At 39.9% G+C, this 15,798-nt stretch carries 13 protein-coding genes and 4 tRNA genes; 8 read left to right on the top strand and 9 right to left on the bottom strand.

What is annotated here, in order from left to right; genetic code table 11:
* From rsxA to H5183_RS19250, 6 genes are all read right to left on the bottom strand, one after another.
* Positions 1–582 (bottom strand): electron transport complex subunit RsxA, encoded by a 582-nt coding sequence (gene rsxA, locus H5183_RS19275; protein ID WP_145240727.1) that lies wholly within the window; start codon positions 580–582, stop codon positions 1–3.
* Between the two features lie 249 nt (positions 583–831).
* A complete protein-coding gene (locus tag H5183_RS19270; RefSeq protein ID WP_182732472.1) occupies positions 832–2,775 on the bottom strand; it encodes an EAL domain-containing protein in 1,944 nt (647 codons plus the stop codon).
* Between the two features lie 150 nt (positions 2,776–2,925).
* Positions 2,926–3,002: transfer RNA gene (locus tag H5183_RS19265), tRNA-Asn, on the bottom strand.
* A gap of 27 nt (positions 3,003–3,029) precedes the next feature.
* Positions 3,030–3,106 (bottom strand) — tRNA-Asn (locus H5183_RS19260).
* Positions 3,107–3,129: 23 nt separating this feature from the next.
* Positions 3,130–3,206 (bottom strand) — tRNA-Asn (locus tag H5183_RS19255).
* 21 nt (positions 3,207–3,227) lie between these two features.
* A tRNA-Asn gene (locus H5183_RS19250) sits at positions 3,228–3,304 on the bottom strand.
* A 1,079-nt stretch (positions 3,305–4,383) separates the two neighbouring features.
* Between H5183_RS19250 and H5183_RS19245 the strand changes: the two genes are divergently transcribed.
* The 5 genes from H5183_RS19245 to H5183_RS19225 all read left to right on the top strand — a co-directional run bounded on the left by H5183_RS19245 (position 4,384) and on the right by H5183_RS19225 (position 10,464).
* The gene (locus tag H5183_RS19245) at positions 4,384–5,763 is read left to right on the top strand and encodes an MATE family efflux transporter (RefSeq protein ID WP_182732471.1); all 1,380 of its coding nucleotides are present in this window, start codon (positions 4,384–4,386) and stop codon (positions 5,761–5,763) included.
* Positions 5,760–7,760 (top strand): excinuclease ABC subunit UvrB, encoded by a 2,001-nt coding sequence (gene uvrB / locus H5183_RS19240; RefSeq protein WP_182732470.1) that lies wholly within the window; start codon positions 5,760–5,762, stop codon positions 7,758–7,760. Before H5183_RS19245 ends, uvrB begins: the two co-directional genes overlap by 4 nt.
* Positions 7,753–8,682 (top strand): class I SAM-dependent methyltransferase, encoded by a 930-nt coding sequence (locus H5183_RS19235; RefSeq protein ID WP_182732469.1) that lies wholly within the window; start codon positions 7,753–7,755, stop codon positions 8,680–8,682. The genes uvrB and H5183_RS19235 overlap by 8 nt, the downstream gene beginning before the upstream one ends.
* 6 nt (positions 8,683–8,688) lie before the next feature.
* Complete coding sequence (locus tag H5183_RS19230; RefSeq protein ID WP_182732468.1) at positions 8,689–9,357, top strand: tRNA (adenine(22)-N(1))-methyltransferase TrmK; 669 nt, start codon at positions 8,689–8,691, stop codon at positions 9,355–9,357.
* Positions 9,358–9,444: 87 nt separating this feature from the next.
* Positions 9,445–10,464: a hypothetical protein gene (locus tag H5183_RS19225; RefSeq protein ID WP_182732467.1), complete on the top strand. Its 1,020-nt coding sequence runs from the start codon at positions 9,445–9,447 to the stop codon at positions 10,462–10,464.
* A gap of 11 nt (positions 10,465–10,475) precedes the next feature.
* On the opposite strand, the gene H5183_RS19220 is transcribed toward H5183_RS19225, so the two are convergent.
* Positions 10,476–10,718, bottom strand: coding sequence for a hypothetical protein (locus H5183_RS19220; RefSeq protein ID WP_182732466.1), 243 nt, complete (start codon positions 10,716–10,718; stop codon positions 10,476–10,478).
* A gap of 178 nt (positions 10,719–10,896) precedes the next feature.
* Between H5183_RS19220 and H5183_RS19215 the strand changes: the two genes are divergently transcribed.
* On the top strand, positions 10,897–11,346 hold the full coding sequence (locus tag H5183_RS19215) for an isoprenylcysteine carboxylmethyltransferase family protein (protein ID WP_182732465.1): 450 nt from the start codon (positions 10,897–10,899) through the stop codon (positions 11,344–11,346).
* A 57-nt stretch (positions 11,347–11,403) separates the two neighbouring features.
* On the opposite strand, the gene queC is transcribed toward H5183_RS19215, so the two are convergent.
* Positions 11,404–12,084 carry a 7-cyano-7-deazaguanine synthase QueC gene (gene queC, locus H5183_RS19210; protein ID WP_257326361.1) on the bottom strand — a complete coding sequence of 227 codons (681 nt, stop codon included), beginning with the start codon at positions 12,082–12,084 and terminating at the stop codon, positions 11,404–11,406.
* Positions 12,085–12,211: 127 nt separating this feature from the next.
* Between queC and queE the strand changes: the two genes are divergently transcribed.
* Positions 12,212–12,877, top strand: a complete 666-nt coding sequence (gene queE / locus H5183_RS19205; RefSeq protein ID WP_145240771.1) for a 7-carboxy-7-deazaguanine synthase QueE — start codon at positions 12,212–12,214, stop codon at positions 12,875–12,877.
* 169 nt (positions 12,878–13,046) lie between these two features.
* On the top strand, positions 13,047–13,790 hold the full coding sequence (locus H5183_RS19200) for a class I SAM-dependent methyltransferase (protein WP_182732464.1): 744 nt from the start codon (positions 13,047–13,049) through the stop codon (positions 13,788–13,790).
* A gap of 280 nt (positions 13,791–14,070) precedes the next feature.
* Here H5183_RS19200 and H5183_RS19195 read toward each other — a convergent pair whose 3' ends face one another.
* Positions 14,071–15,036 carry an integron integrase gene (locus H5183_RS19195; RefSeq protein WP_182732463.1) on the bottom strand — a complete coding sequence of 322 codons (966 nt, stop codon included), beginning with the start codon at positions 15,034–15,036 and terminating at the stop codon, positions 14,071–14,073.
* Positions 15,037–15,798: the final 762 nt, after the last annotated feature.

Here is a 15,798-nt window from a genome sequence, read left to right as displayed (position 1 = left end):
TTAAAACTTCACTAATCCTGTAAAGCCCATAAAGGCCATCGACATTAAGCCTGCGGTGATCATCGCAATCGATGCGCCTTTAAAGGGGGTAGGTACGTCAGCAGCGGTTAAGCGTTCACGAAGAGCTGCAAATAATACCAGTACCATAGAAAAACCAACAGCAGCGCCAAAGCCATATACTGCAGATTGTAAAAACGTATGATCCTCTTTGACATTTAGTAACGCAACACCTAAGACCGCACAGTTTGTGGTGATCAAAGGTAAAAATATACCGAGTAAGCGATACAGCGTAGGGCTGGTTTTTCTGACTACCATTTCGGTAAACTGAACCACCACCGCAATCACTAAAATAAAGCTTAGAGTACGTAAATACGTGATATCAAGTGGGATCAAAATATATTGATTAACTAGATAGCTTGTTACAGAGGCAAGTGTTAACACAAAAGTGGTCGCAAGTGACATGCCTATAGCTGTATCCAGTTTGCCAGATACACCCATAAACGGGCATAGACCTAAAAATTGTACTAACACAAAGTTATTAACCAGTACTGTGCCGATCAACAGCAATACATATTCTGTCATGTTCGCCTCAAGCTATAATAAACGCCGACATTATCCTTTTTTATTGGCTGTTTAACAACACGTAGAAGGTAAATAAACGGCTCATTTAATAATGATAGTGAATTGCATTTAGAATTTTATAGCATGATAAATAAAGATTAACTGTTCATTAACCTAGTTACTGACATTTGGAATGATAAAGCAGATCAGGGGAGGAGGAAATAAACTACTAGAAAACTAAAAAGGTGCTCAAAGCACCTTTTAGATTGATTAAATATCTTTTGGCTTTTCGATGTAATAACCTTGCACACCATCAAGACATAAAGTTTCAATAATGTGTTTTTCTTCTTGGCTTTCAACACCCTCAGCAAAAACACTAACACCAATTCGATGCGCGAGGTCGACCATTAAACGCATAAAGTATTGGTTATTTTTATCTTCTTCAAGGCCGCGAGTATAGCTTGCATCCATTTTGATAAAGTCAGGTTTTAAATCGCGGAAAAACTTAAACGAGGTTAAACCAACACCAAATCGTTCTACCGTGATCCGAGCACCAACACGGTGGATCATATCTATAAAGCGTTTACTGGCTTTAATATTTTGCTGTAAGCCAAATTCACTCACTTCGAATACCAGTTTTGAGGCAATATTTGTGTCTTTTAATAAACGTCGCTCTAGCCAAATTACGAACTGATCATTGTGTGCGCTTGAGGCGGTAACATTCAAACCAAAGAATTTTTCAGAGAAATTACGGCTCTTAATTTTTTCCAGTGATGAATTAATGATTAACTGATCAATTTCCATCGCCATATCAAGCTTTTCAGCCATAGCTAAAAATGAAGCGGTAGGCAATACTTGGTTTTCTGTTGTTTTAAAGCGCACTTGAATTTCAGCGTAGGCCTTCATGCTTTTACCAATTGGCATAATATTTTGCATTACCAGATGTACACGCTCAGCTTCAATTACTTCATTAATCACTTTACGCCAGTTTTGATTGCCAAATCCTGCACTTACATTATTAACTAAATCAGTTTCGCGTTGTATATGCCAGGCGTTAGCTTGTTTTGATTGGGCCATGCTCATAGCATTGTCTACTATCGAAAGTAGCTCACCTAAGGGTTTGCCTTTTTCATAAGCGACGATCCCAGTATTTGCTACTGAGCTTAATTCTTGGTTTTGCTGATATTGAGTAAATCGAGATTGTAAGTTATCACCAAAACGTTCAGATTCCTTGAGAGGAGTGTTAGGAAGCACAATCGCGAAATCTGAGCTATTCAAACGAAAAACTTTACTGCCTGTATATGTGCCGCTGATATGTTTAATAATATCAGCCACAGCTTTGACATACTCGTCACCTTTTTGGTAACCACGAGTTTGGTTGATTGCTTGTAATTCACTACAACGAACCATCGCCAAAGAGCCAAAGGTGCTTTTTTCACTGCTTTCAATGTACTTCTCATAATATTCAACAAACATATTACGGTTGCCAAGTTCAGTAACTACATCTTTATAAGCTTCTTGCTTGATAGAATGTGCGGCATTTTGAATATCATCATGCTTACTTTGTAAAAAGTGCGACAGGCGATTAAAGCTCGGCACTAGGTCAACGCCCAGTTGTTTTATTTTGCTGCTATTAATTGCTGTTTCAAGACCGTTGTTGACTTGATTTTGATTGATATAAACATCAATTATCTCAGCCACTGTCATGCTTATATTTCTATTTAGCTTACTAAACATGGTTTTCATAAACACAATGGGAATAATTGCCATTAAACCTGACACTAAAATAACAATAAACAACGCTTGTTGGAGTATCAACCCAAGGTTATTGGCATTAATAGTAAATTCAACTTTGATATCAGACGCTTGATTAACAGCAAATTGAGGACGGATAGAGTTAAAGCTGGTGTTAACTAATTGCGCAATGGCTGGTAATGGAGTAGGGGATGTAATATTTATAAGTTCTTTACCTTGCTGATCACGCAAAATAAATGAAGAAAAAGTATTACCGTCAGCAAGCACTTGCTGAAGTTTATCTGGTGCTATATCGACAATAGAATGTTTACTAATATAGTTGTTTACCACTGATTGCGTTTTATGTTGTGCATCGCTTACTGCGTTGTCAAACGCTGACGCAACAAAATAGCCACCAATACTTGCAAACAACAGCCAAGATATTAATTGAATAAATATGAGTTTTTTGAAACCAGCCATGTCTTATTCTTTTTAGTAGATCAAAGGGAAGGAATCAGATCCTTGATTAATCAAATTATTTTACACTTATTAAATGTGTATTAAAAAGAAATATTTTGATTGTAGTAGAGTAGTGGAATTGTTTAGGAAAGTCTAATTGATTCTTTAAGTTGGCTCCCCCTCCCCGACTCGAACGGGGGACCTGCGGATTAACAGTCCGTCGCTCTAACCAACTGAGCTAAGGGGGAACTACAATACTTAAATTTTATATGATTTGGCTCCCCCTCCCCGACTCGAACGGGGGACCTGCGGATTAACAGTCCGTCGCTCTAACCAACTGAGCTAAGGGGGAACAATAATCATATTACATAAACTTGGCTCCCCCTCCCCGACTCGAACGGGGGACCTGCGGATTAACAGTCCGTCGCTCTAACCAACTGAGCTAAGGGGGAATCGTTTATGGCTGAAAAGACTGGCTCCCCCTCCCCGACTCGAACGGGGGACCTGCGGATTAACAGTCCGTCGCTCTAACCAACTGAGCTAAGGGGGAAGCGTATGTGCCTTTCAACGGGGCGAAATATTAATGACCGCGCTGCAAAGTGTCAACACATAAAACCGGATAAACAAAAAAAAGCAGTCTGTTCGATGTTTTTATGTTCGATCTGGCTGTTTTGTGGCTTTTTTTCTCCCTATTTGAGTCGTGTAGATCGAGATGTGGCATAAAATTATGGTTTTTAACGACTAAAAAACAAACAAGTTAACCGCCAAGCAAATTATAAAAGTGATCATTTATCTAGTTTTGTACGAATAAATTTATGAAATGTACTTTTTTAACGTTAGCTAATAAAAGCGCAAATTCGCAATAATTAAATTTACTTATGCATTTAATTAGTCGTTAACGAAAAATGCCGAGAAAAAAATGACATACAGATCTGAACCCTTAGTTTAGCGACTTAATACCCATGAGAATAGCAAGGAAATATATATATATTGTTTTATTTCAATTGGTTAAATTTATTTTTTCATATTGAATGGGCGTTTAAATAAATGTGACAGGTCATTGGTACAGGGGTTAAGTATGTTTTATGAGCTATTTAACTCAAATTGTCTAAAGTTAGTATTTGCCAACATTGCCGTTAGCGTGTTTAAGCCGCCCCTTTGCACGCCTTTATTAACGTGGCTTTGCAAGAGTTATCCACGGTTTCTGTGGATAACTCTGTTTATGAAACTTTAAGAACGTTGGCAGAGCCATATTTTTAGGGCACTGTGAGGATATCAAGCATTTAAAACAGTTTTTTTATCTCATTTTAAAACAATGACTTGAAAAAATAAGCTGAAAAGAGCTTCGTTGATGAGTAAATTTATTCGTAACGATTCGATTAGCGCAATTTTTGTGTAAAAATGCAGCACCAGTCGCGATGATTTTGTGATAAAGGTTATAAAAATGTATTTTTATTGTTTTTAGTAGAGGTTCGAAGTGAAATCGTCGCTAAACACGTAAAAAGAACACTTTTCTATGGTTTTTTAGGCGTTTTTGTAATCAATTTATAATCACTTGATAAATGCGTGGCTTGAAAAGCCCTGATGCTTTAAAATACCACGCTTAATAAAAGAGGTTTATTTATTCCCATGCGCGCAACTTTGCAGAGCAACTCAGCTCCCGATTTATTAAACGATCCAATAGTACCGACCTTGAAGAAAATGACTGTGCCGATGATTTTCGGCATGATCACGTTAATGATGTTCAATATTGTCGATACATTTTTTATTAGCTTATTGGGAACTGAGCCATTAGCGGCTGTCAGTTTTACTTTTCCGGTAACCTTTACCGTGATCAGCCTAGCTATTGGTTTGGGTATCGGTACGTCAGCGGTTATTGCCAAGGCATTGGGTAGTAATAATATTGAAGAAGCACGCTTTGACGCCAGCATCGCATTATTAATTGCAGTGGTGATGGTGGTATGTTTATCGCTATTTGGTTATCTGTTTATTTCCCCGATATTTAAATTGCTGGGAGCAGGGGAGCAAGTGTTGCCGCTGATCCATGAGTATATGAGTGTGTGGTTTTTAGGCAGTGTATTTTTAATTACCCCTATGGTTGGTAACTCAGTGTTACGTGCCAGCGGTGACACCAAAACACCTAGCATAGTGATGGGTGGAGCGGGGCTTATCAATGCCGTGCTCGACCCAGTATTGATTTTTGGCTTTGGGCCAATTCCTGCATTTGGCATTAAAGGCGCTGCGATTGCCAGCGTCATCGCATGGTCGGTAGCCGTTGTCATTATTTTATATTTGCTAGCAGTAAGAAAAGGCTTGCTGAGCCTAAATGCAAATAACCAAACCCCATTAAGCTCTATTCGAAAAATTCTTAAAATTGGTTTGCCAGCGGCAGGTGCAAATATGTTAACACCAGTTGCAATGGCGGTGATGATTGCCATGGTTGCTCATCATGGACCTGAGGCTGTTGCTGCTTTTGGCGTAGGCAGTCGTATTGAATCAATTGCCAGTTTGGTGGTGTTAGCTTTATCGATGACGTTACCGCCGTTTATTAGCCAAAACTTTGGTGCTGGTAAACTTAACCGTGTTAAAGAGGCGTACACCACAACATTAAAATTTGTGATGATTTGGCAGTTTATTATTTATTTACTGCTCATTGCATTTTCAGGAGTGATCAGTGAGTTGTTTGGTAAAGAGCAGATGGTTATCGATGTGATCAAATTATTTATTTTTACCTTGCCGTTAAGTTACGGTTTGCAAGGGATAATTATTTTGTCTAATTCATCGTTCAATGCCTTACACAAACCAATGAATGCATTAATTCTAAGTGTGATCCGATTATTTATTTTTTATATTCCATTTGCTTATGTCGGTAATTTATATGCCGGTTTACCAGGCTTGCTGATCGGCGCAGCGCTGGGTAATTTATTTACTGCAATAATAGCTTATAAATGGTTTATCAAAGAGCTGAATATGATCAGTAACCAAGCTGTACAGGAGTGCCAAGCATGAGCGACAATTTTCAACTGGTATCTAAATTTAAACCTGCGGGGGATCAACCCACCGCGATTGCGCAGTTATGTGAAGGGTTAGAAGCCGGACTTGCTCATCAAACATTATTAGGGGCAACAGGTACTGGTAAAACATTTACCATGGCTAATATTATCAATGATTTGAATCGCCCAACGATTATTATGGCGCATAATAAAACCTTAGCAGCGCAGTTATATGGGGAAATGAAAGAGTTTTTTCCGCACAACGCGGTTGAATATTTTGTTTCGTATTATGATTACTACCAGCCAGAAGCGTATGTTGTTGCAAGCGATACCTTTATTGAAAAAGATGCCTCGATAAACGAACACATAGAGCAGATGCGCCTAAGTGCTACCAAAGCGCTATTAGAGCGTAGGGATACAATTATAGTGGCATCAGTATCAGCCATATATGGTTTGGGCGATCCAAAATCATACATGAAGATGATGCTGTTGTTAAAAGTGGGCGAAAAAGTTGATCAACGCGATATGCTGCGCCGACTAGCTGAAATTCAATATACGCGAAATGATATTGATTTTAGCCGCGGTACGTATCGGGTTCGCGGTGAAGTTGTGGATATATTCCCTGCTGAGTCAGACACTTTTGCAGTGCGTGTAGAAATGTTTGATGACGAAATAGAACGGCTAAGTATTTTTGACCCGCTTACCGGCGCGGTTGAAAAACACATAGTCCGCGCAACTATCTACCCTAAAACGCACTATGTGACACCCAGAGATAAAATTCTTGATGCGGTTGAGCATATTAAAGCTGAATTAAAAGACCGTCGTGCGCAGTTACTCAGTGCTAATAAACTGGTCGAAGAGCAACGCGTGGCACAACGTACACAATACGATATTGAAATGATGACCGAGCTTGGTTATTGCTCTGGCATCGAAAACTACAGCCGATATTTATCTGGTCGCACGCCGGGCGATCCACCGCCAACCTTGCTTGATTATCTTCCTGAAGATGCGTTAATGATTATTGACGAATCTCACGTTACGGTATCGCAAATCGGCGCTATGTATAAAGGCGATCGTAGCCGTAAAGAAAATCTCGTGGAATACGGTTTTCGTATGCCGTCGGCGATGGATAACCGGCCACTACGCTTTGAAGAATTTGAAGCCATAGCACCGCAAACAATTTATGTATCTGCAACCCCGGGGGATTTTGAACTTGAACGTTGTGGAGATGATATTGCCGAGCAGGTTATTCGCCCCACAGGATTACTAGATCCACAAATTGAAGTACGCCCAGTGGCAACTCAAGTTGATGACTTATTGTCAGAGATATATAAACGCGTAGCAATTGATGAACGCGTGCTAGTAACCACACTTACTAAGCGCATGGCTGAAGATTTAACGGATTACTTATCTGAACATGATGTAAAAGTGCGTTACTTGCATTCGGATATCGATACCGTTGAAAGGGTTGAAATTATTCGTGATTTTCGCGCTGGGGTGTTTGATGTGTTAGTGGGTATTAACTTACTGCGTGAAGGTTTAGATATGCCAGAAGTATCGCTAGTTGCAATACTCGATGCTGATAAAGAGGGCTTTTTACGTTCAGCTCGCGCATTAATTCAAACCATTGGTCGTGCGGCTCGTCACTTAAATGGTCGGGCAATTTTATACGGTGATCGAGTCACTAAATCAATGGCCAAAGCTATTGATGAGACTCAGCGTCGCCGCGATATTCAACACGCTTACAATATTAAGCATGGCCTTGAACCACAAGCCTTATTGAAGAAAATTACTGACATTATGGATGTTGGTGAGCGAGCCGGCCCACAAGATAATTTACAGCTGATCCGAAAACAAAGTAAGCAAGTGCTCAGTGCAAAAGAGATCGCAGTGCAAATTAAGCAACTCGAAACCAAAATGCATGCATACGCAAGTGATTTAGAGTTTGAAAAAGCCGCATCCGTTCGTGATGAAATCCATGAATTACAACAACAGTTAATTAAAAATGCATAATTTTACGCCCCTTATTACAGCACTTGAAAGTGCGCCCTTAGCAGACAATGAACTTTGTCGTGTGTTTCATGGCCGCGGTCACACTACCGAGCATTTGAGTCATCTAAATATCGACTTTTACCCACCGTGTTTATTTTTAGTGTCTTACGACGACGTTGACGCACAAACGCTAATGCAATTAAGTGAGCAGCTTTGGCAATGGGCACAACAACACGCTAAAGAATTAATCACCTCGTTGGTATTTCAACAACGCGCCGGACAACAAACTGAAAATAAACTGTTATTTGGTCAACTACCGAGCCCGCATAGTGTTAAAGAAGGTGACAGTGAGTTTTTAGTGGATTTAATGAGCCGTCAAAATACCGGTATATTCCCGGATATGCGCCGTGGTCGGGAGTTTGTGCAAGCCCATAGTAAACACGCTAAAGTATTGAATTTATTTTCATATACCTGTGGGTTTTCGGTTGCTGCAATGCGTGGCGGTGCCGATAGTGTGATCAACATGGATATGAATAAAGGGGTACTGCGCACCGGTAAGCAAAATCATCAACTTAATGGCTTTGACCGCAGTGTGAGCTTTTTACCGCACGATATATTAAAGTCGTTTGGTAAACTTAAAAAGGCTGGCCCTTTTGATTTAATTATTGTTGATCCGCCAAGCTTTCAAAAAGGCAGTTTCATTTTAACTAAAGATTATCAAAAAGTGCTGCGCCGCTTACCTGAACTGCTCAATGAGCATACTCAATTGCTGTTATGTGCTAACAGTCCAGAGCTAAGTGAAGCGTCATTTAAAGCGCTGATAGACGAACACACTCAAGGTGCGATTGAATTTGTAGAGCGCCTAGCGCCGACCCATGGTTTTGTTGATGTTGATAGCGACCGTAGCTTAAAAGCATTGATCTATAAAACGGCTCAAGTTTAGCTTTTAATGAAACTAAGTAGCCGCCTCAGTGCAATCGATTCGTTGATCTGCGCGCCGTATGATGTAATTTGGGACTGTTGTTGTGACCACGGTTTGCTTGGTATGGCGCTTTTAAAGCGGGTAGCCGCCAAGCAAATAAACTTTGTTGATATAGTGCCTACGTTAATGGACGAGCTTGAACACACGCTTACGCGTTTTAGTGATCAGCAAGCAGCTTGCCAATGGCAAGTATTATGTCAGGATGTAGCTACAATTGAGCTGCAGCCATCAGCCAAACAGCTGATCATTATCGCCGGAGTCGGTGGAGAATTACTGCTGAGGCTAGTACAAAAAATGGTTGCTAATTGCCCTGAAAAGCTTCGTGAACAACTCAGTTTTATTGTTTGTCCCGTGCATCATACCTATACCTTACGACAAGGTTTACAGGCGTTAGGTTTAGGACTTATCAAAGAACAACTGGTGCAAGAAAACAACCGTTTTTACGAAGTGATACAGCTAAGTTTTACCAGTAATACTGCGTTGAGTGTTACTGGCAGTCAGATGTGGGACAATGCTGAGCAAATGCACGAATTGTATCTGCAACAATTAGTTGCGCACTATACTCGGATGTTGAACAAAGACCGTACATATTTTCAACATGTGCTCGATGATTATCAAAAAATATCGCTAAATTAAACGCAGCACTGTGATCTATCGACTAGCGTTACAGCGTAAATAACTCATCTTCAGCGCTTTGTGTTAGCGAGTTTACTTGGTTTAGTTATGTCAGATAAAAATAACCACTTTACATCAGTCAAATATACTCATAATGAGCTGCTATATAATTGTGAGCAGCCAATTGCTTATGCACCCATCGTGCAATTGAGTAACGCGAGCTGGGTAGTGCCGCAACATTTTTTACGTTATCAACATACCCTCGAAAGCGTGAACGAAACCCTTGATAAAATTGAGTTTTCAACTCACTTTCGGGTGCTCGCCGCAAAACAGAATGAGCAAATTTATTTACAAGTGGCGATTCTTAGTCCAGATAATTATCGCAGCACCAAGGCAAAAAAGTTATTATTTGGCCGGCGCTGGTTTGTGGAAGAAAACTTACCTACCTCGGAATTGATCCAAACCGCTTTTTTAGCGTTAAAAATAGCCCGTGAACACGAAGTAAGAGAACTATTTCAACTCGATAGTGAGCAGGGCAGCAGCACGCCGTTTAATAACCATCATGATTTACCTTTATTAGCACAAAACCCGCAATTAACCATGGCTGCTGATCATCAACCGCAAAGTGTCATAAAGTTACTTGCTAGATGTTTATTTGCTGGAGCTGCACTGACTTTAATTACACAACAAAAAATTGCCGATGAGCACATACTTTACACTCTGCGGCTCAATTGTACTGACTGTCAGTTAAGCGAATTTAACGCAAAAACAGTGATTTTTTTAGCCGCAGATACATCTGCAAATGCTTTTTTGCATGGCTTGATGACCGCGTTGGTAGCGATCAGTAATGATTATGTGAATGAACAATTTAAATATGCAGGTTTTGCGCGCTTTAGTAAAAACGTTAATGTAGAGCAAATCGGGGCATTGAGTATTGTGTTGCGTTCGCAGCATGCGTTGCAATTATGCGAACTTGGCAAACAACATGCCGATCAATTAAATTTTGAAATTGACAGCTCTCGTGCTCCACAAGGGTGCGGGCAAGTGATCTGTGGGTTTTTAGCCGCTCATGGAATTGAGCAGCCAGAAAACGCGCATTTATATCCAGATTACTTGCAAGCGCTTTAAACGCGGCGAATTTAAAGTTTATTGATTTCCTGTTTTACGCTGTAACTTGGATCAGTCACGATAGCTTCTAATGTTTGTACACGCTCTTTTAACGCAAGCATTTCAGCATTAACAGCAGCAATTTGATTATTCGACTCTTTATTATCGGTGAGTGTGCGATGTTTAAACTCTAAATGTTTTTTATACATATCGTACATTACCCCAAACCCAACAGAGATAAATACGATCATGACTACCATAGTAGTTCCTGACATGGTGTATTCCTTATTATTTTATATAGTGTGTAAAGTATAACCAGAATGCGCAAATGATGAAGCTGACAATTGTAACTTTATTTGTATCAACATGACCCTCTGCGGTATATTCATCAGTGATACAGTGTGATGAGTGTTTAATTGCATCAACTAATTTTAACAACAACAGTGAGTTACTATGCTAAATAATAAAATCCCTCCGATTATTATAGTGCTTTTTTTTGCTGTGCTGATGGCGGTAATTGCCCATTACAGTGTGATTGATTTCACCACATTTATTTTTTATGTTGCGGTTATTTTACTCACCACAGGCTGTATTTTTTGTATTGCTGGGGTGGTTAGTTTTCGCTTAGCAAAAACCACTGTAAACCCAAATAAACCAGATCAAGCGTCAGCACTGGTTACCACGGGTGTGTACAAAATTTCACGTAATCCAATGTATGTTGGTTTTGCTTTTATACTGGCAGGTTGGGGAGTGTGGTTAACATCACTGTGGGCGTTATTGTGTGTGCTGGGCTTTATTTGTTACTTAACTTGGTTTCAAATTATTCCAGAGGAGCGGGCTCTATTAAAAATATTTGGTCAAGGGTACAGCGATTACAAGTCTCGGGTAAAACGTTGGCTGTAAACTTATTTCAGTTAATAATAAAAAGGCTATCGCGATGATAGCCTTTTTTAATGTGGGTTATTCGTACTCGATTGGATCGGTAATGTTATTAAGGCTAAATGCCTCTAAGCGCTCTTGGCAGGCACCACATTTACCACAGGCTTTTTCACGGCCATTATAGCAAGTCCACGTTTGGCTGTAGTCCAAGCCCATTTTTAAACCATCAGTAAGAATGTCAATTTTGGTGTCATTTAAATACGGGCTGAAAATTTCCACGGCGTCGTAATTAGCAATACGACATAAATCATCCATCTTTTGCACAAATTCAGGACGGCAATCAGGGTAAATAGCATGATCCCCAGAGTGAGCACCGTAATACACTTGGCTTGCTTTGAGTGATACAGCGTAACCCACAGCCAGTGACAGCAAAATCATGTTGCGATTAGGCACTATGGTGCTTTTCATGTTTTCGGCTTCGTAGTGGCCTTCTGGGACATCAATATCATCAGTTAACGATGAGCCACCAATTAACTGATTGATCGCAGAAATATCAACTATCTTATGCGGTACGCCAAGCTTTTCACACACACTGGCTGCAACTTTAAGCTCTTTTACATGACGCTGACCATAGTCAAATGACAGGGCATATACCTCGCGGCCTTGCTGCAGGGCTTTATTTAATACGGTAAATGAATCCATACCGCCGGAGTAAATCACAACTACTTTTTGCGTCATAACTGTTTTGCTCTTAGTTTTAATAGAGGTTTATATCAGGGCGCGATATACTACACGGCTGGGGCATAAATAACAATTTCCGACCGTGTTTTTTGATTTTTTAAACTATGTTTATGCTCGTAATTAATGCCAAGTAGTGAGTGAGACTCTTTTGTACAAAATTAATGAAATATTTGAAACCATTCAAGGCGAAGCGAGCTTTACCGGCACGCCTTCAATATTTTTACGTTTACAAGGCTGCCCCGTAGGTTGCGCTTGGTGTGACACTAAGCAAACGTGGGAAGTTGATAATGTGTATAAAGTATCACTGGACGACACGGTTGAGAAAAAGGCTGATTCAGATCACTGGGCGGACGCATCAGCTGAGCAAATATTTAACTTGTTTGTCGATCGTGCTTATCGTGCCAAGCATGTAGTGATCACCGGCGGTGAGCCATGCATGTACGACTTAAACCCGGTGTGCGAATTACTTCATGCTAACGGCTACAGCACACAAATAGAAACCAGCGGCACTTTTGAGATTTTAGCCCCAGCACAAACATGGGTGACGGTATCACCGAAAATTAATATGCGTGGCGGCTACGACGTACTTACTTCAGCCATGCAACGCGCCGATGAAATAAAACACCCAATCGCGATGCAAAAACACGTTGTAGAGCTTGAAGAGTTATTTGCAAAAACAGGCGTTACCCCCAAGCTTGTTTACCTGCAACCAATTAGCCAAAAAGTCTCTGCAACTAAGTTGGCTATTGAAACCTGTATTGAAAAAAACTGGCGCTTATCAGTGCAAGTACATAAGTATTTAGGGATAAACTAAAGTAAAGCTGCCAGTGGTTAGCTTTAAGTAGTTTGCCATTTAAATTGAACGTTGGGTTGAGTAAAACAAAACCCAACAAACCTCTTACTTTCATATCTGCTTCGTTAATGGTGATAATTAGTTTATTATGCGCGACTTAAAATACTCTACTCCAAACCACTAGGCTGATATGTCCGCGAACGCTCTATACACAGACCTTTCTGATTACTATGACTTAATGTGCGCAGATATAGATTATCAAGCCCAAAGTTATTTTATTCATAGGCTACAGCAAATATTTGGTAATAAGGGAAATACGCATCTTGATTTAGCGTGCGGCACGGGCCCACATGTTCGTCATTTTATTGATTATGGTTATCAAAGTAGTGGGCTTGATATAAATCAACCCATGCTAGATAGAGCAACCATTCGTTGCCCAGAAGCGCAATTTTCATTGCAGAATATGAGTGAGTTTGTGATCCCTGAGCAAGTTGATTTAATTACCTGCTTTTTGTATTCAATCCATTACTGCGACGGCATTAATAAATTAACAGACTGTATTAAAAGCGTACACCATGCACTAAAAGCCGGTGGTATATTTTGCTTTAACGTTGTTGATAAAAATCACATCGATAACGATTCATTTGTAGAGCATAGCGCTGAAAACGCGGGCAGCCTATTCACATTCCGCTCTGGTTGGAATTACAGTGGCAGTGGCGAAAAACAATCATTAAAACTCAGTATAAATAAAGCTACAGCAGACGAAATATTTATATGGCACGACGAGCACCCAATGATCGCTGTTAGTTTTGCCCAGTTAAAAGAAGCCCTAAAACCTTATTTTGAAATACATGTATTTGAACATGACTACGAAAAAATAACCCCATGGGGTGAAAGCTCTGGCAATGCCGTTTTTGTGTGCGTAAAAATTTAAATTAGAAAGTTAAGACAATTATTCACAAAAAGATTAAGGGTTAAGAGACGCTGCGTTTTAGAAAAATTCATAAAAAGCAAGGATCTTACAAATAAGCATTGTCCTGTTGAGTGACTCGCTCGTGAGACTGATCAGGCAGCTGATATATATCCCTAGCTAAACCATCAGGGAGTGCTCTGCGGTCTATTTTTTTGCCCTTTTAACAGCAGCAATTCCACATAAGATTATTATCGGGTTTTTTGTATTCCCCAAACGCGATATTCCAATAGATAATAAGAACCTAAAGTAGCTGCGACAACGGGCTTTTTACGCCACTGGCACCACTGTTAAGTACATGCGTATAAATTTGCGTGGTGCGAACATCGCTATGGCCGAGTTGTTCTTGCACGGTGCGTATATCTGCACCGGATTCAAGTAAGTGGGTAGCGAACGAGTGCCGTAGTGTATGGCAGGTAACATTTTTTTGAATTTTTGCCAGCTTTGCTGCCTGCTTAATTGCTTTACGAACCGTTGTTTCATCAATATGGTGGCGTCGCAGCTTTTTACTTTCTGGGTCCATGCTTAACTTGGCAGAAGGAAACAAATATTGCCAGCTCATTTCATAAGGAGCCGCTGGGTATTTTCTAGCTAGTGCATTCGCAAGCCAGACACCGGCATAGTCTATTGCTTGTTTGTCTCGTTGCCAGTAGTCATTTACCAAGTGACTTTGGCTGCGCAACAACGGCAGTAGTTCGGGTGCTAATGTTACTCTGCGGTTTTTATTGCCTTTGCCCTGCCAAATCATTAATGAGACATAGTCATAATCGACATCTTTTACCCGTAGCCTTACAGCTTCCATTAAACGTAGACCACTACCGTAAAGTAACTGAGCGATAAGTTTATACTTTGGATCCATTGCCAATAATAAACGCTGCATTTCTTCACGGGTCAGTACTACAGGTAATTTAGGTGGCACGAGTGATTTATTAAAATTCATCTCAAGTGATAACGGTCGATTAATAATATGACGGTATAAAAATACCAAAGCATTTAAAGCCGTTGCCTGAGTTTTCATTGCAACATTACGCTGATTACTTAAATAAGATAAGAATTGCTCAACCTCCGACTCTGCCAATTGCGCTGGATGTTTTTTAGCATGGTATAAAATATAAAATTTTATCCAATATTGATAAGTGTCTATAGTGCGCTTGGCATAACTACGCGTTGTCATAAAGTCACGGATGGATTCTAAAAATACAGAAGCCATGATCTGCTTCAGTTTTTACTGTATATATAAACAGTGGTTATGTTTGGTTTTTTTTCAACAACTCGCGGGATTATTTCTTGTATTTTACAACAACAAAAAAACAACAAATATAAATCCCTTGATTTACATTTAGATACAGAGTTAGACTGAAAGTATTAAAAAACTCAAAGGATTTTCTGTCTGCAACTTGTGGGTTTAGATCCTTTGAATAAGCTGTTATATGACTTTGAGTGAATCATGCTTACTACGTTAATAAATTTGATTGTGGGAGGATTGTTTCTCCTACTTTTCCCAAAGCAAGCTCGCAAGTTAATTGTCTGGATGGTAAATTTTTGTTCGAAGCTTTTTTCGGGGGAAGTTTTAAATCTGGAAAGTGCGCTGCGCCTTAGCTTTTTACGTGTTTTAGGTATCTTAAACTTGTTTATAGGCGTACTGGTTTCGCTTAGGTATGTACCAGTCATATAACAAGCCAATGTTGTTCGGCCAACAAGTTGGCCTGGGAAAATTACTCGCTGCCACTTCGTGGCAAAACACTCGCAATTTCCCCAAATTGGGACGTTGAGGCTGTAGAATTACTCTTTTTAGGAACTGGTTCTACACAATTGACTTGATTGTTTTTTGACCTTGAACCCACAGGGTTACTGTGATCTAATAGATATTATTCACCCACGGTAAATTGTTATGGCCAACTACAAGCCTGACTTATCCTGCCAAAATAAATTCATTCCAATCAATTTTGCTGAGCAAATATTGCCAGGTACA

The sequence above is a fragment of the Pseudoalteromonas sp. SR44-8 genome (genome assembly GCF_014163635.1).
Lineage (GTDB): Bacteria > Pseudomonadota > Gammaproteobacteria > Enterobacterales > Alteromonadaceae > Pseudoalteromonas > Pseudoalteromonas rhizosphaerae.
This window is presented reverse-complemented; position numbering and strand designations above follow the sequence as displayed.

Excerpts from the sequence above, each read along its gene's own strand:
- rsxA (WP_145240727.1), bottom strand. The coding sequence starts at position 582 with ATGACAGAATATGTATTGCTGTTGATCGGCACAGTACTGGTTAATAAC.
- H5183_RS19270 (WP_182732472.1), bottom strand. The coding sequence starts at position 2,775 with ATGGCTGGTTTCAAAAAACTCATATTTATTCAATTAATATCTTGGCTG.
- H5183_RS19245 (WP_182732471.1), top strand. The coding sequence starts at position 4,384 with ATGCGCGCAACTTTGCAGAGCAACTCAGCTCCCGATTTATTAAACGAT.
- uvrB (WP_182732470.1), top strand. The coding sequence starts at position 5,760 with ATGAGCGACAATTTTCAACTGGTATCTAAATTTAAACCTGCGGGGGAT.
- H5183_RS19235 (WP_182732469.1), top strand. The coding sequence starts at position 7,753 with ATGCATAATTTTACGCCCCTTATTACAGCACTTGAAAGTGCGCCCTTA.
- H5183_RS19230 (WP_182732468.1), top strand. The coding sequence starts at position 8,689 with ATGAAACTAAGTAGCCGCCTCAGTGCAATCGATTCGTTGATCTGCGCG.
- H5183_RS19225 (WP_182732467.1), top strand. The coding sequence starts at position 9,445 with ATGTCAGATAAAAATAACCACTTTACATCAGTCAAATATACTCATAAT.
- H5183_RS19220 (WP_182732466.1), bottom strand. The coding sequence starts at position 10,718 with ATGTCAGGAACTACTATGGTAGTCATGATCGTATTTATCTCTGTTGGG.
- H5183_RS19215 (WP_182732465.1), top strand. The coding sequence starts at position 10,897 with ATGCTAAATAATAAAATCCCTCCGATTATTATAGTGCTTTTTTTTGCT.
- H5183_RS19200 (WP_182732464.1), top strand. The coding sequence starts at position 13,047 with ATGTCCGCGAACGCTCTATACACAGACCTTTCTGATTACTATGACTTA.
- H5183_RS19195 (WP_182732463.1), bottom strand. The coding sequence starts at position 15,036 with ATGGCTTCTGTATTTTTAGAATCCATCCGTGACTTTATGACAACGCGT.